The organism is Bradyrhizobium sp. AUGA SZCCT0169 (assembly GCF_018130085.1).
Lineage (GTDB): Bacteria > Pseudomonadota > Alphaproteobacteria > Rhizobiales > Xanthobacteraceae > Bradyrhizobium.
In genome coordinates this window covers 174,254-198,577 of the sequence record NZ_JAFCMC010000009.1, presented here as the reverse complement: position 1 = coordinate 198,577, position 24,324 = coordinate 174,254, and the positions used below count along the sequence as shown (strand labels likewise).

Annotated in this window: 18 protein-coding genes and 1 tRNA gene; 4 read left to right on the top strand and 15 right to left on the bottom strand. The window is 61.8% G+C overall.

Features of this window, described 5'->3' with window-relative positions:
• Positions 1 to 34: 34 nt before the first annotated feature.
• Positions 35 to 2,041 carry an HlyD family type I secretion periplasmic adaptor subunit gene (locus JQ609_RS35045; RefSeq protein WP_249127956.1) on the top strand — a complete coding sequence of 669 codons (2,007 nt, stop codon included), beginning with the start codon at positions 35 to 37 and terminating at the stop codon, positions 2,039 to 2,041.
• Positions 2,042 to 2,592: 551 nt separating this feature from the next.
• On the opposite strand, the gene JQ609_RS13855 is transcribed toward JQ609_RS35045, so the two are convergent.
• Together JQ609_RS13855 and JQ609_RS13850 are read right to left on the bottom strand one after the other, a co-directional pair.
• Positions 2,593 to 3,321: a glycosyltransferase family 25 protein gene (locus tag JQ609_RS13855; protein WP_212273805.1), complete on the bottom strand. Its 729-nt coding sequence runs from the start codon at positions 3,319 to 3,321 to the stop codon at positions 2,593 to 2,595.
• 168 nt (positions 3,322 to 3,489) lie between these two features.
• Complete coding sequence (locus JQ609_RS13850) at positions 3,490 to 4,242, bottom strand: FkbM family methyltransferase (protein ID WP_212273804.1); 753 nt, start codon at positions 4,240 to 4,242, stop codon at positions 3,490 to 3,492.
• Positions 4,243 to 4,584: 342 nt separating this feature from the next.
• Here JQ609_RS13850 and JQ609_RS13845 point away from each other — a divergent pair, with 342 nt between their 5' ends.
• Positions 4,585 to 5,916, top strand: a complete 1,332-nt coding sequence (locus tag JQ609_RS13845) for an HlyD family type I secretion periplasmic adaptor subunit (protein WP_249127955.1) — start codon at positions 4,585 to 4,587, stop codon at positions 5,914 to 5,916.
• Positions 5,917 to 6,180: 264 nt separating this feature from the next.
• On the opposite strand, the gene JQ609_RS35040 is transcribed toward JQ609_RS13845, so the two are convergent.
• The 3 genes from JQ609_RS35040 to JQ609_RS13830 form a co-directional block, all read right to left on the bottom strand.
• Complete coding sequence (locus JQ609_RS35040) at positions 6,181 to 6,510, bottom strand: collagen-like protein (protein ID WP_249127953.1); 330 nt, start codon at positions 6,508 to 6,510, stop codon at positions 6,181 to 6,183.
• Between the two features lie 257 nt (positions 6,511 to 6,767).
• Complete coding sequence (locus JQ609_RS13835; protein ID WP_249127951.1) at positions 6,768 to 7,115, bottom strand: DUF1772 domain-containing protein; 348 nt, start codon at positions 7,113 to 7,115, stop codon at positions 6,768 to 6,770.
• An 849-nt stretch (positions 7,116 to 7,964) separates the two neighbouring features.
• The gene (locus JQ609_RS13830) at positions 7,965 to 8,642 is read right to left on the bottom strand and encodes a hypothetical protein (protein WP_212273801.1); all 678 of its coding nucleotides are present in this window, start codon (positions 8,640 to 8,642) and stop codon (positions 7,965 to 7,967) included.
• Between the two features lie 379 nt (positions 8,643 to 9,021).
• Here JQ609_RS13830 and JQ609_RS13825 point away from each other — a divergent pair, with 379 nt between their 5' ends.
• Positions 9,022 to 9,258, top strand: a complete 237-nt coding sequence (locus JQ609_RS13825; protein ID WP_212273800.1) for a hypothetical protein — start codon at positions 9,022 to 9,024, stop codon at positions 9,256 to 9,258.
• 15 nt (positions 9,259 to 9,273) lie between these two features.
• Here JQ609_RS13825 and JQ609_RS13820 read toward each other — a convergent pair whose 3' ends face one another.
• Both JQ609_RS13820 and JQ609_RS13815 read right to left on the bottom strand, forming a co-directional pair.
• Complete coding sequence (locus tag JQ609_RS13820; RefSeq protein WP_212273799.1) at positions 9,274 to 10,200, bottom strand: SDR family oxidoreductase; 927 nt, start codon at positions 10,198 to 10,200, stop codon at positions 9,274 to 9,276.
• Between the two features lie 102 nt (positions 10,201 to 10,302).
• Entirely contained in the window at positions 10,303 to 10,560 is a 258-nt protein-coding gene (locus JQ609_RS13815; RefSeq protein WP_212273798.1) for a hypothetical protein, read from the bottom strand.
• Positions 10,561 to 10,814: 254 nt separating this feature from the next.
• On the opposite strand from JQ609_RS13815, the gene JQ609_RS13810 reads away from it, so the two are divergent.
• Positions 10,815 to 10,994 carry a hypothetical protein gene (locus JQ609_RS13810; RefSeq protein ID WP_212273797.1) on the top strand — a complete coding sequence of 60 codons (180 nt, stop codon included), beginning with the start codon at positions 10,815 to 10,817 and terminating at the stop codon, positions 10,992 to 10,994.
• A gap of 74 nt (positions 10,995 to 11,068) precedes the next feature.
• On the opposite strand, the gene JQ609_RS13805 is transcribed toward JQ609_RS13810, so the two are convergent.
• From JQ609_RS13805 to JQ609_RS13770, 8 genes are all read right to left on the bottom strand, one after another.
• A tRNA-Cys gene (locus JQ609_RS13805) sits at positions 11,069 to 11,142 on the bottom strand.
• Positions 11,143 to 11,265: 123 nt separating this feature from the next.
• Positions 11,266 to 13,098, bottom strand: a complete 1,833-nt coding sequence (locus tag JQ609_RS13800) for a carbamoyltransferase (protein WP_212273796.1) — start codon at positions 13,096 to 13,098, stop codon at positions 11,266 to 11,268.
• A 141-nt stretch (positions 13,099 to 13,239) separates the two neighbouring features.
• Entirely contained in the window at positions 13,240 to 13,659 is a 420-nt protein-coding gene (locus JQ609_RS13795; RefSeq protein WP_212209516.1) for an SxtJ family membrane protein, read from the bottom strand.
• A gap of 80 nt (positions 13,660 to 13,739) precedes the next feature.
• On the bottom strand, positions 13,740 to 14,486 hold the full coding sequence (locus tag JQ609_RS13790) for a tRNA-uridine aminocarboxypropyltransferase (protein WP_212209515.1): 747 nt from the start codon (positions 14,484 to 14,486) through the stop codon (positions 13,740 to 13,742).
• A gap of 57 nt (positions 14,487 to 14,543) precedes the next feature.
• Positions 14,544 to 17,657: an efflux RND transporter permease subunit gene (locus JQ609_RS13785; RefSeq protein ID WP_212273795.1), complete on the bottom strand. Its 3,114-nt coding sequence runs from the start codon at positions 17,655 to 17,657 to the stop codon at positions 14,544 to 14,546.
• Positions 17,657 to 20,803 carry an efflux RND transporter permease subunit gene (locus JQ609_RS13780; protein WP_212273794.1) on the bottom strand — a complete coding sequence of 1,049 codons (3,147 nt, stop codon included), beginning with the start codon at positions 20,801 to 20,803 and terminating at the stop codon, positions 17,657 to 17,659. The genes JQ609_RS13785 and JQ609_RS13780 overlap by 1 nt, the downstream gene beginning before the upstream one ends.
• 10 nt (positions 20,804 to 20,813) lie before the next feature.
• Entirely contained in the window at positions 20,814 to 22,253 is a 1,440-nt protein-coding gene (locus JQ609_RS13775) for an efflux RND transporter periplasmic adaptor subunit (protein ID WP_212273793.1), read from the bottom strand.
• Positions 22,243 to 23,727 carry an efflux transporter outer membrane subunit gene (locus JQ609_RS13770; RefSeq protein ID WP_212273817.1) on the bottom strand — a complete coding sequence of 495 codons (1,485 nt, stop codon included), beginning with the start codon at positions 23,725 to 23,727 and terminating at the stop codon, positions 22,243 to 22,245. Before JQ609_RS13770 ends, JQ609_RS13775 begins: the two co-directional genes overlap by 11 nt.
• Positions 23,728 to 24,324: the final 597 nt, after the last annotated feature.

The window sequence follows — 24,324 nt, the reverse complement described above, 5'->3', positions numbered from 1 at the left end:
CGTTCGGCGAAAGCTTTAATCCAATATGGATAGAATGACCAAGTACTACCCGCTCATTGATAAGGCTGTCACCACGCTGGCGCTCAATACCGGCGAGGCTCGGCGTGAGCTTTATGAGCGCACTCGCTCCGCCTTCATCCGGCATTCGGGCAACCAAAATCCGCCGCTCACGAAAACAGAGCTGATATGTGAGCATCTCGCCCTTGAGGAAGCGATCCAGAGGGTAGAGGCCGCCCGCAGCCGCACGGACCCGCCCAGCGGCGAAGCCTTTTCGGTGGCGGCGGTTGGGCAGATTCCAAACGGCGCTCGCTCCCCGGCTCTGCAACCAGTATCGGCCGCGGTTACTTTACTCAGCCGCGAGCCTGTCCAGGCGCCACAGCGTGAGCAGCCTGTATTCACGCGCCGCGAGCAAGCAGAAGCATTCCCCCGTTCGACGATGTTCGCCGCCAACATTGAAAAAGCGTCGGCCGCAACCCAGGCTGCGGATCCGCCGCGGGCGTCATCGCCTCTGCGCAAGCGCTTCAGTTTGTTTTTCGGTCGCAAGCAGGAAGCACCGTCGGTACCGCCGCCTCTTGAGTTCAAGTCTTCGAGCACCGCGCGAAAAGTTCTAGCCAAGCCTGCGGCCGGAAGTATTCGTTGGCCCTCTATCCCCACAGTCCCCGCCATAAAACGATTGTTCAGCGATCGTAATAAAGTCGATGCGCAACCGTCGTCGCTCCTCGAATTTGAGTCCCCGACGGCAGCGCTTGTTGAAGCACCGATCAAGCCTGCGGCGCGAAGCATGCTCTGGACGGTTGTCTCGGCGATCCTAGCCTCGATGGCGGTGTCTGCGCTGTTTCCTATTGATATGGTGGTGACCGGTTCGGGACGTGTCGTGTCGCTTCAGGCGACCAATGTCGTGCAGCCGCTTGAAACGGCTATTGTGCGCGCGATCAACGTGCGCGAGGGCCAAACCGTGCGCGCCGGAGAGCTGCTGGCGCGCCTCGACCCGACCTTCTCCGCGGCCGACGTAAGCGCGTTGCAGACACAGGTGAAAAGCTTTCAGGCAGAGGTCGACCGGCTCACGGCGGAAGCTTCCGGGACGCCGTACCAGCCGACGAGCGCGGATACCTCCACGGTCCTGCAAGTTGCGATGTATGGCCAGCGCCAGGCGCAGTATCGGTTTCAGATTGAGAGCTACAACCAGAAGCTCAGCGGCCTTCAAGCGCAGATAACCCGCGCTGAACACGACGTCGCGGCATTTGGCCAACGCCACCGGATCGCGAGCGTGCTCGAGTCAAAGCGACGGGAACTCGAGCGGTTGCAGGTCGGCAGCCAAGTGAACCGCTTAATCGCGGAAGACCAAGCCATCGAGATGCAACGCAACTTGACGGACGCGACGGGCGCGGCCGAGCGCGCCCGCCGCGATCTCGACCAGTTGGTCGCCGAGCGTGACGGCTACGAACAGCAGTGGAAGGCGAAGATAAGCGAGGAACTTACGTTGCGCAGACGCAGCCTTAGCGATGCAACTGAAAGCCTGCGCAAGGCGACGCTTCGGCGCGAACTCGTTGACTTACGCGCCGACCAAGACGCGGTGGTCCTCAGTGTGGCTAAGATCTCCGTCGGCTCTGTGATGCAATCCGGCGAACAGCTGATCACGCTCGTGCCGACCGATGCGCCGCTCGAGGTGGAGATGCGCATCGCCACCGCCGACGCGGGTTACGTCCACGCCGGACAGAAGGTCGCGATCAAATTCGACACTTTCCCGTTCGTCCAATACGGCATGGCCGAGGGGACAGTCCGCTTTATCAGCCCTGATAGCTTCGGCGGCGGGCAAGATACGCAGCGTGGAACCGTCGTCACCCAAGGTGATAGCTCTGCGGTCTTCTACAAGGCCCGCGCGGCCATTGATGAGCTTAAGATGTACGGCGTCCCTGGCGGCTTCCAGCTCAAGCCGGGCATGACCGTTACTGCCGACGTCAAGGCGGGCAAACGGACCTTGCTAACCTATCTGTTCGCCCGGGTACTGCCAGTTGGCCTCGAGGGAATGCGCGAACCTTGAATGGTTCACCAGCAAGGCCGAAGATGGTCCTGGCGCAGCGCTTTTCTCGCGAGGCCAGGGCAGTGCGGCTCTCGCCCATATCTCCTAGGCGGCGCAGCTCATTCCCTTTGAGGGGTTGGCTTGCCCTCATTCATGGGGTTCAAATGCGCTTCGATGAACGGTACTATAAGCACCGCTTGGTCCGGTTCGATCGCAACACTTGCGTCGTGTTAGCGAGTCCTAGATTGCCCTCATCGACGCAGCCGAGATCCGCGCCGCTCTCTCCGATGTCGCAGTGCAACAGATTGGCGCTGGATCTGCTGTGAATTTCCTTTCACCCGCCGGTGTGCGGAGAGAAAACCAAGCGTCCCTTGCCTCGGAGACCGAATTTGCCGCAGCGAAGCACTCCCTCGATCGGCCTGTGCATGAACCGCACCGACATTTTCCAAGACGCGTTTCATCTAAACCCGGTTGGTGCCGAGGCCGCGGCCCGTTCACTTGTTGCAGTTGGTTTGCACATCTCTACTTGCGAAGGGTTCGGCCGAGTCAGAACTCGAATTTGCCGCTATCGACTAGGGATCCAATCGCGTATTTGAAGTCTCATGCCAGTTCTCGGATACCGCAAGCGGAGGCATGCAGACATAGGCTTTCAGGCGCGGATATGCCCTGTTCATGATTGCGTCTATCGTCTTGTTTTCGATTACAACTCCAAACCCGTCGAATTCAATAAGCGTATCCCGCAATGGAAGGCATATCTCCATCATCGACTTCGCACCTGTCGGCGAAATCGTGTATGCCATCAGCCCAAAGCTATGACGCAGCCGAAGAGGATTGTAACTGAACTCCCTGCTTCGAAAGACCTCAATGTTCTTGCGGAGCTCTGTTTGATCGAATTGAAGTTTGCAGGTCGAAACCCCTTCCGGAATCTCCAGCCACAAGAACGCGTCGAAATTCCACCCCCAAAGGATGATGTCCCAATCAGCATCTAGCTTACAGAGAACTTCCGCTGAAGCAGATGAAAAATTCGGTGCAAAGATCGCGTCATCTTCCGCGATGGTGACTGATTCGCCCGACTCAACCGCCTTGCACCACAATTCGATGTGCGAATAGGCGTTGCCTAGAGCCGCATTGTTGTAGGACAGGGGCTTTGAAATGTAGCCCGTTTTTTCCAGCAGATCACGATCGAGTTTCCGTCCTTCGATGGCAGGAGGTCGAACTATGGCGGGAAGATGCGCGTTGCCCGCCAGAAATCGCTTGAGTCGCTCGTGGTCCCGTTCGAGATTGATGACATGTATTTGCATTCGCGCCCACAACGTGTTGATACCTTGACGGCTGACGTTACCTATAACGAGGGCATGGTTGCAGAGCAATCACAGCGCGAGGATTGCGATGCGTTATGTCGTTTTTGGAGCCAGGCTACTGTGAAACTTGATGCTGTCCAGCCGCCGATAACACGCGGCTAACCTCATTCACGGCCCAAGTATCGAACGCTCCACGTACCAATCGTCAAATTTCGACAGGGGCTCGAATAATCGCACAAACCCTCTGTCAATAAGTAGCTCGAAAACTGCTTGCCGGTTGGCCTCAACGTAGTTGTGCTCCACTGTCATGATTTTAATGTCATGTTCAGCGAAGTTGAAAGCTTTCAGGATCGCGGCCTCTGATCCTTCAGTGTCAATAGATACATAATCGATCTCCCGCGGAACATTGTGTGCTTTTAGGAGCTCATTGAGCGAGATCGTCTCCACAGAATAGACTGTACCCTTGGATCGATTGTTCTTTTGGTAGTCCAATTCTGCCAATTGCCTGATCGTAGACACTTCCGCCCATTCTGTTTCCAGAAATTCGAGTTGCTCGCCCGTCTGCGTCCACACGCAGCGGGTGTCGATCAATGCCTTGCGATTGGCCCTTAGCGCTGAGTGCCAACACTTAGCTGGCTCGGCTAGTAGCCCTTTCCAGCTGAAAAGCTCTTCAAGCATCAGTGTGTTGCTTAGGTCTCGACCGTTTGTCGCTCCAAATTCAACGAAAAACCCCTCCCGCTTTCCTCTCAATAGGAAGATTACCAGCAGGTCTTGAAAAAGCTGCGCGTGGGAGTTGATAAAGTTCTCGGCGCAAAACCGCGCAAATAGGGCACTAAAGTCATTGGCTCGGTTCAAATCGCGCAACATGTCGCGGAGGTTTATTATTTGATCGAAGCTAGCGACGGCTTGATGCGGGTTCATTCGTTAGTTTCTTCCGTTGATGCCTTCGGTGTTGTGCACTACGGCTTGAAGTCGGGAAATCTGGTCATCTGCGCGCTCTCCAAAAACTTGAAATGCCCGATGGTCGTTTCCCAGCTGCCTTAGGGACCGCGGGTCATTGAACTCCAATGAGGCTTCCACCACAAGAAAAACTCGCCGACGTGAACCGGCGGGCCTTGGCTCAGCCGATTCCGCTGTTCGATCTCGGCGTAATAGTGCTCTTTTAGATTCTGCGCCATCGCGACGCGAGCAAGCAGAAGCATCCCCTCGTTCGGCGGTGCCCCGCGCCAACGGCGAAACGACGTCGGAGTGGACCCGCAACCGTTGGCGCTCCTCGAATTTGAGTCCCCGACGGCAGCGCTTGTTGAAGCACCGATCAAGCCCGCGGCGCGAAGCATGCTCTGGACGGTTGTCTCGGCGATCCTAGCCTCGATGGCGGTGGCTGCGCTGTTTCCAATTGATATGGTCGTGACCGGCTCGGGACGTGTCGTGTCGCTTCAGGCAACCAATGTCGTGCAGCCGCTTGAGACGGCTATTGTGCGCGCGATCAACGTGCACGAGGGCCAAACCGTGCGCGCCGGAGAGCTGCTGGCGCGCCTCGACCCGACCTTCTCCGCGGCCGACGTAAGCGCCCTGCAGACACAGGTGAAAAGCTTTCAGGCAGAGGTCGACCGGCTCACGGCGGAAGCTTCCGGGACGCCGTACCAGCCGACGAGCGCGGATACCTCCACGGTCCTGCAAGTTGCGATGTATGGCCAGCGCCAGGCGCAGTATCGGTTTCAGATTGAGAGCTACAACCAGAAACTCAGCGGGCTTCAAGCGCAGATAACCCGCGCTGAGCACGACGTCGCGGCATTTGGCCAACGCCACCGGATCGCGAGCGTCCTCGAGTCAAAGCGACGGGAACTCGAGCGGTTGCAGGTCGGCAGCCAAGTGAACCGCCTGATCGCGGAAGATCAAGCCATCGAGATGCAACGCAACTTGACGGACGCGACGGGCGCGGCCGAGCGCGCCCGCCGCGACCTCGACCAGTTGGTGGCCGAGCGTGACGGCTACGAACAGCAGTGGAAGGCGAAGATCAGCGAGGAACTCACCTTGCGCAGGCGGAGCCTGAGCGATGCAACTGAAAGCCTGCGCAAGGCGACGCTTCGGCGCGAACTCGTTGACTTACGTGCCGACCAGGACGCAGTGGTCCTCAGTGTGGCTAAGGTCTCTGTCGGCTCGGTCATGCAATCCGGCGAGCAGCTGATCACGCTCGTGCCGACCGATGCGCCGCTTGAGGTGGAAATGCGTATCGCTACCGCCGACGCCGGCTACGTCCACGCCGGACAGAAGGTCGCGATCAAATTCGACACTTTCCCGTTCGTCCAATACGGCATGGCCGAGGGGACAGTCCGCTTTATCAGCCCCGATAGCTTCGGCGGCGGGCAAGATACGCAGCGTGGAACCGTCATCACCCAAGGCGATAGCTCTGCGGTCTTCTACAAAGCCCGCGCGGCCATTGATGAGCTCAAGATGTACGGCGTGCCTGGCGGCTTCCAGCTCAAGCCGGGTATGACCGTTACTGCCGACGTCAAGGCGGGCAAGCGGACCTTGCTGACCTATTTGTTCGCCCGGGTACTGCCAGTTGGCCTTGAGGGAATGCGCGAACCTTGATTTTGAATGGTTCACCAAGCAAGGGCCAAACACGGTCCCGGCACAGCGCTTTCTCGCGAGGCCAGACAGCGCGGCTCTCGCTGCGGCTCCTACAGCCGGCTGCTCGGGGGAACACCGAGCGACGTAGCCGCATGAAGAGAGAGGACGAGTTTGAACCCCCAAGCATGAGCGATTGGCCCCGGCTGAGATGGCCTCACCGAGATCTACCAGTGCGAAGCCCGCCGGCGTGAACCGGCGAGCGCGATAATCAGAGTCCGGTTTGGCTTACGGCTTTCGCAGGCACAAACCGACGGTCGGGGCCGTCCCGCATTTGGCGCCATCAGCGGTACCGCCACCTGGGCAGAACACCGACACCAGCGTTTCCGTAGATTCGCAGCTTACCGACCCGTCGGCCTGAACGGCTCGAACGGCGACGCCTGCGTCACCCTTGTCGCCCTTGGGACCCTTGTCACCGGTGTCACCCTTGGGGCCCGGTTCACCCTTGGGGCCGAGTTCGCCCTTTGGACCCGCCTCGCCCTTCGGACCCGGCGCGCCCTGAGGGCCTTGGGGCCCCTGTGCGCCGGGCTGGCCCTGCGCTCCCGCGATACCCTGCACGCCTTGCGCCCCTTGGGGGCCGGCCGGACCCTGCGGACCTGCATCGCCCTTAGGCCCAGGATCCTTACCGCATGCGCCAAGTGCCAGAGCCAAACCGATCGCGAGTATCGGGAAAATCCTCATGCGACGCCCCCTGTCATTTCCGCCGTTAATGGCGGTTGCCAACAATATGCCTCCAACCATGTCGAAGCTCCAGAGAGTTGACGACCGTCCAAAGGTCGAATGAACGCCGCAGCACACGGATGGCGCGTGTCGCCCTATCTCACCGCGATCGCCCTGACGAACAGCGCACAGGCCGCAGTGGATGCAATCGTCCGGACATGATTCCACAACGTCCAGTCGGTCAGAGCGCGCGCCCGTAGCGGTGCGGCCTCGGTACTTGCGGGATCGACGACGGCCAGCGCGTTGTTCAAGGGCACGTTGACGACGGCTGTGCACACGAACATGCCGATCACATAGAGCACGCCGCCGGCCAGCATCGCCGTCGCGCCCGGCTCGCCCCACCGAAGCCCGCCTGCAACCGCCAGCAGCAGGCTCGCAACCGTTGTGCCCAGGAAGAGCGGGATGAACAGCGAATGCACGATCACGGCGTTGATCGCGTTCATCGCCGTGATGCCTGCCACCTGCCTTGCTGACCTATTTGTTCGCCCGGGGTACTGCCGGTTGGCCTCGAGGGAATGCGCGAATCTTGATTTTGAATGGTTCACCCTAAGAAAGCCAAAGACGGTCCGAGCTAGGCGGGTGAACATCTCCTCGGCGGCGCCGCGGGTCGTACAGCCGCAGAGTTTTGTGCCCGATCAGGAGGGGTAATTGGCTTCCATGCCCAGCGGCGCGGCGTTGGTGGACTCGCTCGAGGGGGCAGCGCGGTTCTAACCTCCGAACGAGTCCGCTCGCGTGGCTGCTTCATGACCGCCGCTTAGTCGGTCACGGCAACACTACGGGCGCGGGAGTGCGCATAGCTTGTTGCCTCGCATACGAATTGAACGACCAAGCCTTCGTTGATTAGGCTTGATCCTACATCCATGCCACTCGGAGTGTGCTGCAACGACGGCCGAAGTTGCAACATCCCTGCCTTCATCCTAGGCGGACAAGAACAAGATGAAAGTCTGACCGGCCAGCGAGCAAATCGCCTGGACGCGGCATGATAGGACCGTGGGTGTCGTCGTAATCTTGGAGGCGGTCTTTCCCATCGTTGGGAGCGCAGGTGAACTGCGAGGCAATACCTCACGGACCCGTGCGCACCGATTGCTGCCTGGCGCACAGTATCGTCGTCGAAACCAAGCAGAGTGTTGTCGGTCGCATGATTGCGACTTCGTGGTTCAGCGCAGTAATCGCACCGCCTCGCGGCTCTCCGAACTCAAATTGGAGAACCGCAAGGAAATTAGATCGCGCCAACCCGTTCGATGGGTGGCCTAACCCATCAAGCCCACTTAGGCTCACGACCCACCGGATTCCTAGGAGGGTTCGGCACGCAATTTGATTGCCTCGATCTGGTTCGCATTAACAGATTTGGCAACATAAAACCTTTTGTATTCTTTGACTGCCACCAGGCGTTTCAAGACCTTCTCGATACGTCTGTCGATTTCCGCCTGAATCTTCAATTCCTTTTCCATGATATGCAGTAGGCAAGCGCGCTCAATCTGATCAAGTTTCAGTTTTTCAGCGGCCTGAAGCGATGGAACGATGAAGCCTGAGCCAACGAGGTTCAGCTCTTTCGCCAACACGGTTAGCTTATCGAAATCAACGGCCTGATTGACAGTCTGGGTATCAGCTTTCGCTTCGACGCGCCCATAAATTTGCTCTAGGTGTGTCTGAACGATCTTGCAGACACTCTGCACGGCTTCGGACTGCGACTTCACGGCAGGACCCAAATCAAAAGCGGCGATTTTGGCGTCAAGGTCCAGCTGCTTTTGGTAGGCCTGCTGTAATCCGGCCTCGAGACGGCGCTTTTTCCAGTACAGGCTAACTAGGTCAAATATCGCTGCTTCTTCTGAGATGCCATCGGGACAATATTCGTCTCGATAGGCTTGCAGTAGATCGTCGAATTCCTGCTTATTTTCCTCGGGTAAAACCACGTCAGTGGAGTAAAAACCGTGCGTGAGAGCATTTTTGGAAGTATTAGAGTTGGACATTTATGATCTCCTAGTAAGTATTGTGAAAAATTAGGTGCGAATACTAAAATAATATTAAATCTATATTTCAGTAATTAAGAGTATAATATAATATTATTACTTAGCAACTATTACGCCGAAGAATTTTTAGTCTTGAAAGATCCGAAATGCAACTGTTGCGAGCATCAGCCAAGAAGCTCGCAAAAGTTGCATTTTTCAGAAACGACGTCCAATGGGCTCGGTTCGATGGCGCCTCGGGCAGGTCTTGCCAATTTGCAAAACGAAGCCAATCTGACGGCCTTAAAACGGATCTGAATAGCCTCACCGAGGATATCGACTTTGCCGAGTTGCGAGCGCGCTGAAACGCATCCAAGGCCCCGCTATTTCTTCGGCAGTGCAGATGGCTTTATGGCCGCGCAACAGCGGCGCCTATCTCGCCGGTCTACTCGACGAGGCGCTGCGGCGAATCGCGCCGAATGCGCCGTCTCCTGCGCTGGCGTCGTTTTCGCAGCTGGTCATGACGCTGATCGCAGCCACCGTGCGCCACGCCATCGCGCTGGAGCCGAAGCAAGCCGCGCGCATGCTGACGCTGTTCAAGCGGATGCTGCCGAAGAACCTGGCGGCGCTGGAGATGTGACCAGAACGCGTCGTGTCAGCGATAGCCGGCGACGTCGGCGGGCCGGCCGGCGTCCTGGACCTCGACGACGTAGCGCCACGCATCGGGCCTGCTGCCGTCGAGGTCGGTAAATCCGTATATTTTTGCCAATTCGCCGCTCGACAGCGATTTTCCGTTCCAGCGCGCAACGTCGGGATCACCGGCAAGTGCGGTGACGGCGCGGCCGACGAAGGCCGGGCTCTCCGATATCGCAAAATGCGGCTGGACCTTGGTGGCGTCGTGCCAGTTCGCTTCAGTGACACGGTAGGCATCGAGCATCGCTTCCGACCGAAGCCACCCCGGCGTCAGCGCAACAGCCGCTCCGCCGTGCGGCGCCAGTTCATGGGCCAAAGCGAAGGCCATGCGGTTCACCGCGGCCTTGGCCAGATCGTAGAAGAACGAGACCCGGTAATTCGTGGCGTTGTAGGCGTCGGTACCGTCGGTCATCTCGACCACCAATCCGCCGCGTGTCTTGATCAGCAAGGGCGCGGCGAAATGGCTGGTGATGGCGTGGGTATCGATGGCGAGGCGGAGCGTACGCAGGCCATAGTCGAGAGAGGATTCCCAGACCGGCTTGTTCCACTCCATCCGGGTGGCGCCCCAGATGTCGTTCACGAGGATATGCAAGGCGCCCTGCTCGAATGCGATGCGATCGACCAGGCCCTGCACCTGTGTGGGTTCGAGATGATCGACCTGAACCTCGATGCCATGGCCACCGGCCGCATTCACCAGATCGGCGGTTTCCTCGATCGTCTCCGGCCGGTTCATCTCTGACGGCGCCTGTCGCGTCGTGCGCCCGGTCACGTAGACCGTCGCCCCGGCCGCCCCCAATTGGACGGCAATGCCGCGGCCGGCGCCGCGGGTGGCGCCTGCGACCAGCGCGACCTTGCCCGCAAGCGGGCCCTTCAATCCAGCGGCTTTCATGGACGGCATCGCTCCCTGAATGCGAAGTTTTCATCGCATCTAAGGAAATGATCCCGCTTCGTAAAGAGAACAGGCGTCGCGCCCTGGGGGTGCAGCAGCGGGCTACTGCTCGAACACCGCCGCACATGCCGGGCTCAGGCTTCCCCTCTGCCGGCGCAGGCAGGCGGTGATGGCGCGCGCGTTCGGGATTTCGCCGGCGCACAGGCGGTAGACGTCGGGCGTGCAGGCCCGGCGTTGCTCGGGCGTACCCTGTTGGGCGTTAGCCGACCCTGCTGCGAACAGCGCGAGGAGCATTCCGACCATCGAAGCGCGACGGATCCGGCTGCGTACCGCTCCAACTCGCGCCACGTGCGTCTTCATGTCCGCATCTCCCTTGGTCCGGTCCGGCTTGACAGCACGGACGTCATCCGACCGAATACGCGGAATAATTTTCGTGGAATGTGATTTTTCTCACACTTTATGCCGGGCGTTCGGGTCTACCGTGGCCCTCGGGGAATCAACCATTTAGTAACTACGTTTGCCGTGGTTGGCCGATCGATAAAATTGGATCGATCCGTTCAATCTGGAAACAAACCGGTTTTGAGAACGTGCGCTCTGGAACCCCGGAGAGCGCGATGAGCGAAGTTGAGTTCGACCGATTGCTGGACGCCGTGAAAACGGCCATTGCGCCCATACCGGAGGATGATTTCGTGGCCCAGACCCTGCCCTTTCGCCGGACGCCGCGCCCCGCCAACGACAACCGCGCCCCTTGGCCGCTGGTTCCGTTTCCTGAAGGCTGGTACGCCTCCTGCTGAGCGCCTGGACCTGACAACGGCCTGAAGCTCGTCCGGCCTCTCATATAATCGACCTAAGTTATTGATTATATGGATGGAGGCCACGACCAGAATTGAACTGGTGTACACGGTTTTGCAGACCGTTGCGTAACCACTCCGCCACGTGGCCCCATCGGGGCGGATCAATACAGCCCGCAAATGGGTTAGGCAACCTTCCTCGTTTCCCATCGACAAAGTTCTGAACCTCCAAATCCGTGGATGTCTGAAACTCGCGATCCGCCTCGCTGTTCGATCAGTCGAGCTCGAACGCGTTCTTGTAGTCGAGCTTCAGCGATGTCGGCTGGTCTTCCTTGAGCAGGAGGCAATTGCCGACCACCAGCACTTCGATATCGCTGCCCATAAAGCAGCGGAAGGCGTCTTCCGGCGTGCACACGATCGGCTCACCCCGGACATTGAAGCTGGTGTTGACCAGCACCGGACACCCGGTTTCGGCCTTGAAGGCCGTCAGCAGCGCATGAAAGCGCGCATTGGTGTCGGCATGCACGGTCTGTATCCGCGCCGAATAATCCACATGCGTCACGGCCGGGATGTCCGAGCGCGGGATATTGAGCCGCTCGATGCCGAACAGCTTTTCATCGCCGGGATTGGCGGGCCGGCGGTGCTTTTTCAGCACATCGGCGACGATCTGCATGTACGGACTGTCGCCGTCGAGTTCGAACCATTCGGCGACATCCTCGCGCAGCACGGCCGGTGCGAAGGGACGAAAGCTCTCGCGGAACTTGACCCGCAGGTTGAGCGAGCTCTGCATCCTCGGTGACCGGGGATCGCCGAGGATCGACCGCGCCCCAAGTGCGCGCGGGCCGAATTCCATCCGTCCCTGGAACCAGCCGACTGCTTTCTCCGCAACCAGTGCTTTGACGGTGCTTTCGATCAGCGCGTCATCGGTGAGCGCAGTGAACACCGCCCCCGCCTGCGCCAGGCGCTGCTCGATCTCGGCTTGCACGAATGACGGCCCGAGATAGCCGCCGGCCATGGCATCGCCGGCGGGAGTCGCGCGCGGCTTGCCGGCAAATTGATAATACGCCGCCAACGCCGCGCCCACCGCGCCGCCGGCGTCGCCCGCGGCGGGCTGCACCCATATGTTCTTGAAGGTGCGCTCCCGCAGAATTTTTCCGTTGGCGACGCAGTTCAGCGCCACGCCGCCGGCCAGACACAGGTTCTCCGATTGCCCCTCGCGGGCCAGACTGCGGGTCAGCCGCAGCACGATCTCTTCCGTTACCTGCTGCACGGAAGCGGCCAGATCCATGTGGCGCTGGTCGAGGCGCTCGGACGGCTCGCGCGGTTTGCCGCCGAACAGCTTGTCGAACCGGCCGTTGGTCATGGTCAGGCCGGTGCAATAATCGAAATATTGCAGATCAAGCCGGAAGCTGCCGTCGTCCTTGAGGTCGACGAGATGGTCGAGGATCAGTTTGGTATATTTCGGCTCGCCGTAGGGCGCGAGGCCCATCACCTTGTACTCGCCGGAATTGACCCTGAAGCCGGTGTAATAGGTGAAGGCCGAATAAAGCAGCCCCACCGAGTGCGGGAAGTTGATCTCGCGCGTCAGGTCGAGCGTATTGTCCTTGCCGTAGCCGGCCGACGTCGTCGTCCATTCGCCGACGCCGTCCAGCGTCAGGATCGCGGACTCGGCAAACGGCGAGGCAAAGAACGCCGACGCCGCGTGGCTCTGGTGATGATCGGCGAACAGCAGTTTGGCTTCCCAATCGACACTGCCGTCGATCTCCAGGAGATGGTCGCGGAGCAGGCGCTTTTGAAACAGCTTCTCCTTTAGCCAGACCGGGATCGCCTTCCGGAACGACTGAAAGCCCCGTGGTGCAAATGCAAGGTAGGTCTCGAGCAGGCGCTCGAATTTGAGGAACGGTTTTTCGTAGAACACGACGTGGTCGAGTTCGCTTGCGCTGATGCCCGCCGCCGACAGGCAATAACGGATCGCGGCGGCCGGAAAGTTCGGATCGTGCTTCCTGCGCGTGAAACGCTCTTCCTGTGCGGCAGCGACGATCTTGCCGTCCATCAGCAGAGCCGCGGCGCTATCGTGGTAGAATGCCGAGATGCCGAGAATGCGCACGCCGCCACTCAAAACAGGGTACAGACGAACGGCGTCAGCGCTGAGCCCTTGGTTACCGCCGGCAATGCTCCCATACGGGTATCGCGAGAAAGCGATCCCGGAAAGACAAATGGATCGCGCAGGCACGACATCAGGCGGACCCTAGAACTGCTGCCGCATGGATTGCGATGGTGGTCTCGGATCGGAGCGCGGCAGCCAATAGGTCGGCGATGAACGATCCCTGGCGAGCTTGAGGAAATCCTTGCCGAACAGGCGCATCGCCAGCCCAATCGGCAGGATCGTGCCAAAGAAGAGCAGCGCCATGATGACGGGGTTGACCACGCGGTACATCAGAAGCCCGAGCTTCAGCCATGCCCGGTTGGCGGGGTTGAGCGTTCGCGGACGCCACAGGGTCAGGCAGGCAAACACCGCGGCGCCGCCCAGCCAGAACGGCGCATGAGACGAAGCCTGGTAGAGACCGTAACCGCCGATCAGCGCAAAGACCGTGGCCATCGTGAACCCGAAATTGCGGTCGCTTGGCCCGACGACAACCTCGTCATGTTGTGACTCAAGCGATTGCATCGGTACTTTCTGCTGACGTTTTCGGCTTTGGTGACAGACAACGCGGCGGTTCTACTGATCGCTCGCAACCTTCGCTAGCATTATTTGGCGCGGGCTTTAACCCCTTTGCGGCGACGATAATCCTTCTTCTTCGGCTTGGGTGCGAGTTCCGGCATGGTGGTCTGAACCTCGCGATACCGCGTCAGCAGCCGCTCGAAACTGCCGTTGAGCGTCTCGGCGATATCGGGTCGCTTCTCCAGTCCGGCCAGCAGCATCGCCGCGGCCTCGATCGTGGAGAGCCCGTCGGCACGCGGCTCCTTGCGGAGCTTTCCATAACGCGAGGCGCGCTTGGGCCCAAGAATCACCCGCTGGCATTTCAGCATCCACGCATTGCGCCACCAAAGCGCCTTAGCCTGGCTCCAGGTGCCGTCGAGCAGCACAATGCCCTCGATATCGCTGAGAATCGCGCGCTGATGCGGTTCGATCTCGCCCTTGCGGTTGATCGCGACGATTTCGTTCTCGGTCTCGAGCTCGCTGACCTTGGCGGAACCAAGATACAGCACCGCCCAGCGTGAGGGATCGTCCACCGGCCGCCCCAGCGCCTTGGAGAGGCTCGGCCAAGACAATCCTATCTTGAGCACGGCGTCGCCAAAATGGAGTGCCGTCAGGCGCGCCGTACCCAGCGTCCGGTCCTGTTCCTGCGGATGCTGCAGGATCAGGAGCGAAACCTTGTTCTCGATCGGCGTGATGCTGTCACAGATACACAGAGGCACCGGTTTGCCGCAGTCGGCGCACTCCGGCACCTCGTCAGCTTCAGGCGCAATCTTGGCTTCAGATTGTTTTGACATCCGCCCGCTATACGCTGCGCCGCCCACCCCATCAACAATTCAGCGCCGTTCCGGTGATTATTCCGCCGGCGCCTGGATTGCGGCCGGTTCGGACCACCGCCGCCGCAACCGGTCGATCAGAAGGTAGATCACGGGTGTCGTGTACAAAGTGAGGATCTGGGACACGAACAATCCCCCGATGATGGTGATTCCGAGCGGCCGGCGCAGCTCGGTGCCTGGGCCGGTCGCTATGACGAGGGGGATGCCCGCGAACAGGGCCGCCAGCGTCGTCATCAGGATCGGACGGAACCGGGCGGTGCAGGCCTCGAAGATCGCATCCGCCGACGACAGACCACGGTGGCGCTCGGCGTCGAGTGCAAAATCCACCATCATGATGCCGTTCTTCTTGACGATCCCTATCAAGAGAATGATGCCGACAAAGGCGATCACGGTCAGCGGCGTGTTGGTCACCTGCAGCGCGAGCAGCGCGCCGAGCCCCGCCGAAGGCAGCGTCGAGATGATGGTCAGGGGATGGGCAAGGCTCTCATAGAGCACGCCGAGCACGATATACATCGCCACCAGCGCGCCGAGGATCAGCAGCGGCTGCCGGCCGCTGGTCTTGTTGAAGTCGCCGGCATTGCCGTCGAAACTGCCGCGGATGCCCTCCGGCATGTGCAGCTCGTCGACCGCGCGCTGGATGTTGGTGGTCGCGACCTCGAGCGGCACGTTGGGCAGCAGATTGAACGACACCGTCGTCGAGGGGAACGACTGCGAGTGATAGACCGCCAGCGGCGACAGGCCGCGCTGATAGCGCGCGACCGCCGATAGCGGCACCTGCGCGTCGTTGGCGCCGGCGACGAAGATACGTTCGAGGTTCGACGGATCCGCCTGGAACTTCGGGTCGATCTCCAGCACCACCATGTACTGGTTGCGCTGGGTATAGATGATCGAAATCTGCCGCTGCGCGAACGCGTTGTTCAAGGCGTTGTCGATGTCCTGGACGCGAACACCCAAGCTGGACGCCGTCTTCCGGTCGATCACCAATGACAATTGCAACCCGCCGGGATCGCGGTCAGAGGACACGTCGGTGATGCCCTCGACGGTCTCCATGCGCTTGCCGACAATGGGGGCCCATTTCTGCAGCAGACCGAGGTCGGTGCTCGACAACGTGTACTGATAGTCGGAATCGCTCTGCCGTCCGCCGGTCCTTATATCCTGGGCGGCGAACATGAACAGGCGGATGCCCGCGACGCGATAGAGCGCCCGGCGCAGGCGATCGATCACGTCGGCAGTCGATTGCCCCGCCCGCTCCTCCGGCGGCTTCAGGCTGATGAACATGGTGCCGCGGTTAGAGCCGCCGCCACCGGGACCGCCGCCGCTGCCAAGCGAGGAGCCGATCCCGGCGACCGCAGGGTCGGCCATGACGATATCGGCCAATTGCTGTTGCAGGCCGAGCATGGCCTGAAACGAGATGTCGGGGGAGGCGCGGGTCGATCCGATGATGAAGCCGCTGTCATCGGTCGGGAAATAGCCCTTCGGCGTCTTGATATAGAGCGTCACCGTCAGCGCGATGGTGGCAAAGAACACGAGCAGGGTAAGATACGGAAATTCCAGCACCCGGCGCAGCGTCCAGGTGTAGAACGACACGGTGCGCGACAGCGTGCCCTCGACCAGGCGGTCGAACCAGGTGGCGCGATCGGAAGTCGCCTCCTTGATGAAATGCGCGCAGATCATCGGGGTGACCGTCAGCGAGACCACGGTCGACACCACGATGGCAAAGGTCAGCGTCAGCGAGAATTCGCGCAGCAGCCGCCCGACGATCCCGTCCATGAAAATCAGCGGCGTAAAGGCCGCGATCAGCGACAGGCTGATCGACAGCACCGTAAAGCCGATCTGCTTGGCGCCTTCCATCGCTGCGGCGAGCGGCGCCATGCCCTGCTCGAGATTGCGGTACATGTTCTCGATCATCACGATGGCGTCGTCGACCACGAAGCCGACCGAAATCGCCAGCGCCATCAGCGACAGATTGTCGATCGAGAAGCCGGCCAGCCACATCCCGGCGCAGGTGCCGGCCAGCGCCAGCGGCACCGAGACGCCGGCGGCAATCGTCGGCGTCAACCGCCGCAGGAAGGCGAACACGACAACCATGACCAGGAACGCGGTCGCCAGCAGCGTAAACTGCATGTCGAGCACGCTGGCGCGGATGGTGCCGGTGCGGTCGACCAGCGTCGAAATCTCGACGCCGCCCGGCAGCCATTGCTGCAATTCCGGCAGCAGCGCCCTCACCCGGTCGACGGTATCGATGACGTTGGCGTCGCCCTGCTTGGTGATCTGGATCAGCACCGCCGGCTGCTTGTTGAACCAGGCGATCGAGCGGCTGTTGCGGACGGAGTCTTCCACCTCAGCCACGTCGGAGAGGCGAACGAAATTGCCCCCCGAACTCTTGATGATGATGTCGCGGAATTCGGCCGCCGTCCGCATCTGCTTGTTGGTCGAAATCGTCTCGCTCTGGCGGGCGCCGTTGAAGATTCCGACCGGGCCGAGCGGGTTGGAATTGACGATCGCCAGCCGGACGTCGTCGGTCGCTATCCCGGCATTGGAAAGCGCGACCGGGTTGAGCGCGATCCGTACCGCGGGCTGATCCGCGCCGCTGACGGTGACTTCGCCGACCCCCGGCACCTGCGAGATGCGCTGCGCGATCACGGTATCGGCGACGTCATACATCGCGCTTGTCGTCAGCGTCTTCGAGGTCAGCGCCAGCACGAACACGGGCGCCGCCGACGGGTTGGCTTTGCGGAACCGCGGCAATGACGGCAGGTCGGTCGGCAAATCCGCCAGCGAGGCGTTGATCGCCGCCTGCACGTCGCGCGCGGCGCGGTCGATGTTGCGGCCGATCGCGAACTGCAACTGGATGCTGGTGGTGCCGAGCGAACTGGTCGAGGTGATCTGGTCGATGCCCGAGATTTGCCCGAGTCGCCGCTCCAACGGGGCCGCAACCGTCGACGCCATGATCGAGGGGTCGGCGCCCGGGCGCGTGGCGGAAACCCGGATCGACGGAAAATCGACGTTGGGAACCGCCGACACCGGCAGAAACACGTAGGCGACAACCCCGACCAGAAAGAGCCCGATCGCCAGCAGCGTGGTGCCTACCGGCCTGCGGATGAAGGGCTCCGAGATCGAGATCGATGCCATTACTGCATCCCCTCGGTGGCGCCGGCAACGGGCGGCCCCGCAGGCCCCGGCTTCGGCACCGCCTTGTCGATTTTGCGGTTGAGCCGGTCGAGCGCCAGATAGATCACGGGCGTGGTGTAGAGCGTCAGCAACTGGCTCAGCAGCAATCCACCGATGATCGAGACGCCGAGCGGGAAACGCAATTCCGCGCCGGTGCCGCTTTCGAGCGCCAGCGGCAGCGCGCCGAACAGCGCGGCCAGTGTCGTCATCATGATCGGGCGGAAGCGCAACAGGCAGGCCTGCACGATGGCTTCGTGCGCGGACATGCCCCTGTGCCGCTCCGCCTCGAGGGCGAAGTCGATCATCATGATCGCGTTTTTCTTGACGATGCCCATCAACAGGATGATGCCGATCAGGCCGATCACCGACAGGTCCTGGCCGCACAGCATCAAGGCCAGGATGGCGCCGATGCCGGCCGAGGGCAGCGTCGAGAGAATGGTGATCGGGTGGATGTAGCTCTCATAGAGCACGCCGAGCACGATGTAGATGGTGACTAGCGCGGCCAGGATCAGCCATGGCTGCCCGGCCAGCGATTTGGCGAACTCGGCCGCGTCGCCGGCATAGACGCCGACGATGCTGCCGGGCATGCCGATGCGGGTTTCGATCGACTTGACCGCCTCGACGGCGTCGCCGAGCGCTTCGCCCGGCGCCAGGTTGAAGCTGAGCGAGATGGCGGGGAACTGCGCGTGATGCGAAATCGCCAGCGGCGCGGTGGTGCGCGTCAGCGTCGCGATCGCCGAGATCGGCACCTGACCGGCCGGGCTTCCCGGCGTTGCCGACGCGCCCGGCACGTAGAGTTTCGAGAGGATCGATGGATCGCGCTGATACATCGGCATGGCTTCCAGCACCACGCGGTACTGGTTGGCCTGGCCGTAGATGGTCGAAATCTGCCGCTGCGCAAAGGCGTCGTTCAGCGTATCGGTCACGACCTGCAGGCTGACGCCGAGCTGGCCGGCGCGCTGGCGGTCGATGTCGAGCGCGGCGCGCAAGCCACCCTCCTGCGCTTCCGACGAGACGTCGCGGAACAACGGATCCCGCCGCATTTCGGCAACGAGCCTGTTGGCCCATTTGGTCACTTCGGCGGAATCGGTGCCGGTCAGCGTGTACTGGTATTGCGAGCGGCTCGACTGGGTCGAGATCTGCACATCCTGCACCGGCTGGAAATAGATGGTCATGCCAGGAATCGAGGCCGTGCGCTGCTTCAGCCGGTTCACCACGACCATGATGTCGTCGCTTCGCTCGCCGCGCGGGCGCAGCGTCATCACCAGACGCCCGACATTGGTGGTCGGATTGACCGAGCCTGCGCCGATCACGGAGACCACGCCGACCACATCCGGATCGGCCTGGATCGCGGCCGCCGCCGCCATCTGCCGGCTTTGCATCTCGGCAAAGGAAACGTCGGGCCCGGCCTCGGTCACCGCCGTGATCGAAGCCGTATCCTGCAGCGGCAGAAACCCCTTCGGCGCGACCACGTACATGACCAGGGTAGCGACGATGGTGAGGAACGTCACGGCGAGCGTGGCGCGCTGGCGCTGCAGCACCCACAGCAGCGTGCGGTGATACAGTTCGACCGTGCGATCGATGAAGCGGCTGACGGCGGCCAGCCCCGGAACGGCGAATTCCTCATGGACGTTCTTGAGCAGCCGCGAGCACATCATCGGCGTCAGCGTCAGCGAGACGACCGCCGAGGTCACCACCGCGATCGTCAGCGTCAGCGCGAATTCGCGGAACATGCGGCCGACCAAGCCGGACATGAACAATAGCGGGATGAACACCGCGATCAGCGACACCGTCAGCGAAATCACGGTGAAGCCGATTTCGCTGGCGCCCTTCAGCGAGGCCTCCATCACGGACTCGCCGTCTTCCATGTGGCGGACGATGTTCTCGATCATCACGATGGCGTCGTCGACCACGAAGCCGGTGCCGATCGTGAGCGCCATCAGCGACAGATTGTCGAGGCTGAAGCCCGCGAAATACATGATCCCGAAGCTCGTGATCAGCGACAGCGGCAGCGCCACGCCTGCGATCAGCGTGGCGCGCAGCGAGCGCAGGAACAGCAGCACGACCAGCGTCACCAGCACCACTGAAAGGATCAGCGTGAACTGCACGTCATGGACGGAGGCGCGGATGGTGACGGTGCGGTCGCTGACGATGGTCAGCTTGACGCCGGCCGGGATCGCGCGCTGCACCTTGGGAATTTCCTCGCGGATCTGGCGCACCACCTCGATCACATTGGCGCCGGGCTGCCGCTGGATGTCGATGATGACGGCCGGCGTGCCCTGATACCAGCCGCCGGTGCGGTCGTTCTCCAGCCCGTCGATGATGACGGCGACATCGCCGATCGTGACCGGCGCGCCGTTGCGATAGGCGATGATGATCGGCTTGTAGGCCTCCGCCGCCGCGATCTGGTCGTTGGCGGCGATGGTGTAGGCTTGCTGCGCGCCATCGAGCGATCCCTTCGGGCCCGAGACGTTGGCCCCGGCAATGGCGGCGCGCAGGTCCTCCATCGAAATGCCGTAGGCGGCGAGCCGCGCAAGGTCGGCCTGCACCCGAATTGCAGGCTTCAATCCGCCGAGCACCGCGACGCGACCAACGCCGGAAATCTGGCTGAGCCGCTGCCCCAAAATCGTGTCGGCGATGTCGCTCATCGCGCGCAGCGAGATCGTCTCCGACGTCAGCGCCAGCGTCATGACGGGTGCATCGGCCGGGTTGACCTTGGCGTAGGTCGGTGGGTACGGCAGGTTTTTGGGCAGGATGCCGGCCGCCGCATTGATCGCGGCCTGCACGTCCTGGGTGGCGCCGTCGATGTCGCGGTTGAGATCGAACTGCAGCGATATCTGGCTGACGCCGAACGAACTCGTCGATTGCATCGACGACAGCGACGGGATCTGGCCGAGCTGACGCTCCAGCGGCGCCGTGATCAGCGAGGCCACCACGTCGGGGCTGGCGCCCGGCAGTTGCGTCGTGACCTGCACGGTCGGGAAATCGACCTGCGGCAGCGCCGACACCGGCAGCGCCCAATAGCCGAGCGCGCCGCCGATCAGCAGCGCGATCCCGAGCAACGAGGTCGCGATCGGCCGGCGGATGAATGGTTCGGAGACGCTCATGGTTGCGTCCTCATGGCTGCGATTTCGCAGGCCCGCCCGACTGTTGGCCGGCCGGTGCCGGCCCGGTCTGTCCTTTTTGATCGCCCTCGCCGCGTTCGCGTCTGCCGCGGTGTTCGCCGTCTTTGGCTTGACCTTCCTTGGCCTGGCCTTCTTTGGCTTGGCCGCCCTGACCGCCCTGACCGCCCTTGCCGTCGGGGCTGCGGCTGCGCTTGCGTGGCGCGAGGTCGGCGGTCGGCGCCCGGTCATCGGTGCCGATCAGAACCTTGGCGCCGTCGGACAGATTGGCAAAGCCCGTGGTCACCACGCGGTCGGAGGTCGAAAGCCCGCTCGCGATCACCGCATCGTGCTCGTTCTGCTGCGTCACCACCACCGGCTTGGCGGTCGCGATATCGCCGGGGCCGATCACGTAGCTGAATGTCCCGGCAGGGCCACGCTGGACCGCCGAGGTCGGCACCACGATCGCCTTGTCGAGCGTTTCGACCTTCAGCCGCACATTGACGAATTGGCCGGGCCAGAGCTGGAATTTGGCGTTGGGAAATTCCGCCTTGAGTTTCAGCGTTCCCGTGGTCGGGTCGACCTGGTTGTCGATGCCTTTCAGCGTGCCGGTGTCGACCACGGTGACGCCGTCATTGCCGAAGACGTCGACAGCGAGTGCGCCCTTGGCCGCGGCGGCATTGACCCGCACGATCTGTTGCTGCGGCAGGCTGAACTGCACCGCGATCGGCTGCAGCTGGGTGATGATGACAAGACCGGTCGCGTCCGACGCCTTGATGATGTTGCCCTGGTCGACCTGGCGCAGGCCGGCGCGTCCCGACAGGGGGGCGATGATCTTGGTGTAACCGAGAGTGGCTTGCGCATTGTCGATCGCGGCCTGGTCGGCCTTCACAAGCGCTTCCTGCTGGGCCACCAAGGCGCGCTGCGTATCGGCCTGCTGCTTCGATCCGGCGTTGGACGCCGCGAGCTGCTGGTAGCGGGCGAGATCGAGCTTCTGGTTGGCGAGCTGGGCTTCGTCCTGCGCCTTCTTGGCAACCGCCTGATCATATTGCGCCTGGTAGATCACCGGATCGATTTCGCCCAGCACGTCGCCCTTCTTGACGTCCTGGCCCTCGGTGAAGTTCACCGAGATCAACTTGCCGTCGACCTGGGCGCGCACGAGAACATTATTCAGTGCGCGGACGGAGCCGACGCCGTCGAGATAGACCGGCACGTCCTGGGTGCGCGGCGTCGCCGCCAGCACCGGCACCGGAAGGTCGAGCCGCGCGCCGCCGCGACCACCGCCGCCGCCGTTCGGTTTGGGCTGAAACGCGTACCAGCCGATGTAAGCCAGACCGCCGAGGATCACGAGCGTCACGGCAAGTGAAACCATGCGCTTGAGCACGCGCGACCAGAAACCCGCCTTGCGCACCTCTACAGTTTTGGCGCCTTCCTCTGACTCCGGCTTAAAGAGCATCGACCGGCCTTTCCATCCTAGGCTCCCAGCCGCCCCCCAGCGCCTGATACAGGCTGACGATCGCGAGCAGCCGGGCCAATTGGGCCTGCGATAGCGAATCTTCCGCCTGGAATAACGTCAATTGCGTATTTAGCACAGTTACGATGTCGGCAGTTCCGGCCCGCAATTGCTGCTCGGACAGTTGAAACGCCCGCCGCGAGGACGCCACCACCTCGCGCTGCAGCCGCAGCCGCTCCGTGGTCTGGCGGATCGACATCAACGCATTGTCGACATCGGCAAAGGCCTGCACCACCGTCTTGCGATAGGTCTGCAGCAACTCATCCTGCCGGGCCTTGGTAAATTCGAAATTGCCGAGGATCCTGCCGCCGTCGAAAATCGGCTGGGTCAGGCTGCCGACCATGCTGAAGAACGCGGCCTGCGGCTGAAACAGCGACGCCAATGCGGAGCTCTGATAGCCACCCTGCCCGGTCAGTTGAATGCTCGGGAAAAACTGCGCGCGCGCGTTGCCGACATTGGCGGTGGCGGACGCCAGCTGCGCTTCCTGGCGCCTGATGTCGGGGCGCTGCGTCAAGAGTTCCGACGGCAGGCCGGGCGTGACGCGGGGCGAGACAATCTGGTTCAGCGTGCCGCCGATGACGCGCACCGATTCCGGCGGCCGCGACACCAGCGTGGCCAGCGCATTGATGTTCTGGTCGAGCGTTTGCCGCAGCGGCGGCACCAGCGCGCGCTGGTTGGCAACAACGGTTTCCTGCTGGGCGACGTCGAGGTCGTTGCCGGTGCCGGCCTGCAGCCGCTCCTTGATGGCGTTGAGGATGCGGACCGCGCTGGCGATGTTGCGCTCTGCGGTGCGAATCCGGTCCTGCGCCGCGAGCACCTGGAAATAGGCGTTGGCAACCGTGGTCAGCGTGGTCAATGCGATGACGTCGCGGTCGAAGCGGTTGGCGACCGCGGTCTCTTCCGCCGCCTGGGCGGCGTCACGATTCTTGCCCCAGAAATCGAGCTCGTAGCTGGCGCTCAGCGAGGCCTGATAGTTGACGACCTCGCGGCCGCCATTGGTCAGGCCACTCGAACTCGAGCCGGAGGTTCGTGAATAGCTTTCCGAACCGCTGCCGCTCAGGGTCGGCAACAACGCCGCGCCGGCGATCCGCGCCTGCGCATCGGCCTGCAGGAAGCGTGCGGTGGCGGCGGCGATATCCAGATTGACGGTCTGGGCTTCTTCCATCAGCGTCGTCAGTTCCCGCGAGCGGAAACCGCGCCACCAGTCGAGCGTCGGCGGCGCGTCCTGCGGCTTGGTCAGGCGGGCGGCCTTGTAGCCTTCGGGGATGTCGAGTGCGGGATCGGGCAGATCCTTGGTCAGGATACAGCCCGCCGAACTGGCGACCAGCCCGAGCACCGCGATTGAGCGCGCAAAGCGGCTCACCCGGCGACTTGCACCTGGAAAGCGCGCCCGCCAGCCTTCAGCCACAGCCTCCATTATTCGCTGGGTCACACCCGTTCTCCACGGGACAAATTCCAGCGTGGCCCGCGATGAACGTTTGTTTGGGTAGTCTGCGACACGTTCACGGGGGTGATGCTTCCGTTGGAACCGAGCCGTCATACTACCCTTGCGATCAGGGCGCGGACAGTCCCGGAACCATCCCGACGATCGCTGGCGCAAGCGAGCCAATCGGCGATCAAAAGTGCAAGTTAGCCTTATTTTATCGGCCTTGGGACGCGGTCAGGTTAATGCCGGACCCGCGAAACCTTACGAAGATTTCACGGGTTTTTTCCCCATTCCCACGGCCCAAATCCGTCTGCTCGGGTGAAAACGCGCCTGCAGCCGATTCGAACTACCGGGAACCCCGGCGTAGCCGTCCCTTCGCCGTCCATGATCGCGAATCTTGCGCCGGCGAACACGTCATCATCGACGATGAGAACTTGTCGCCTGCTTCAGCAACCATCGGCAAGTAGTTCGGCGTTCCCGCCATCCGCGAGTGCATTTTCGGGCAAGATTATGCCAAGGCGCTCGCGATCTGGCGAAGCAATTTCCGCGAGCCCTGGCCGAACCAGATGCCGTCAGGGAAATATCGGG

What these genes read in the sequence shown, in the direction of transcription:
- JQ609_RS13830 (WP_212273801.1), bottom strand. Translation starts at nt 8,642, where the DNA reads ATGTCCAACTCTAATACTTCCAAAAATGCTCTCACGCACGGTTTTTAC.
- JQ609_RS13770 (WP_212273817.1), bottom strand. Translation starts at nt 23,727, where the DNA reads ATGGAGGCTGTGGCTGAAGGCTGGCGGGCGCGCTTTCCAGGTGCAAGT.
- JQ609_RS13795 (WP_212209516.1), bottom strand. Translation starts at nt 13,659, where the DNA reads ATGCAATCGCTTGAGTCACAACATGACGAGGTTGTCGTCGGGCCAAGC.
- JQ609_RS13815 (WP_212273798.1), bottom strand. Translation starts at nt 10,560, where the DNA reads ATGAAGACGCACGTGGCGCGAGTTGGAGCGGTACGCAGCCGGATCCGT.
- JQ609_RS13785 (WP_212273795.1), bottom strand. Translation starts at nt 17,657, where the DNA reads ATGGCATCGATCTCGATCTCGGAGCCCTTCATCCGCAGGCCGGTAGGC.
- JQ609_RS13835 (WP_249127951.1), bottom strand. Translation starts at nt 7,115, where the DNA reads ATGAACGCGATCAACGCCGTGATCGTGCATTCGCTGTTCATCCCGCTC.
- JQ609_RS13850 (WP_212273804.1), bottom strand. Translation starts at nt 4,242, where the DNA reads ATGAACCCGCATCAAGCCGTCGCTAGCTTCGATCAAATAATAAACCTC.
- JQ609_RS13820 (WP_212273799.1), bottom strand. Translation starts at nt 10,200, where the DNA reads ATGAAAGCCGCTGGATTGAAGGGCCCGCTTGCGGGCAAGGTCGCGCTG.
- JQ609_RS13825 (WP_212273800.1), top strand. Translation starts at nt 9,022, where the DNA reads ATGGCTTTATGGCCGCGCAACAGCGGCGCCTATCTCGCCGGTCTACTC.
- JQ609_RS13855 (WP_212273805.1), bottom strand. Translation starts at nt 3,321, where the DNA reads ATGCAAATACATGTCATCAATCTCGAACGGGACCACGAGCGACTCAAG.
- JQ609_RS13775 (WP_212273793.1), bottom strand. Translation starts at nt 22,253, where the DNA reads ATGCTCTTTAAGCCGGAGTCAGAGGAAGGCGCCAAAACTGTAGAGGTG.
- JQ609_RS13790 (WP_212209515.1), bottom strand. Translation starts at nt 14,486, where the DNA reads ATGTCAAAACAATCTGAAGCCAAGATTGCGCCTGAAGCTGACGAGGTG.
- JQ609_RS13780 (WP_212273794.1), bottom strand. Translation starts at nt 20,803, where the DNA reads ATGAGCGTCTCCGAACCATTCATCCGCCGGCCGATCGCGACCTCGTTG.
- JQ609_RS35045 (WP_249127956.1), top strand. Translation starts at nt 35, where the DNA reads ATGACCAAGTACTACCCGCTCATTGATAAGGCTGTCACCACGCTGGCG.
- JQ609_RS13810 (WP_212273797.1), top strand. Translation starts at nt 10,815, where the DNA reads ATGAGCGAAGTTGAGTTCGACCGATTGCTGGACGCCGTGAAAACGGCC.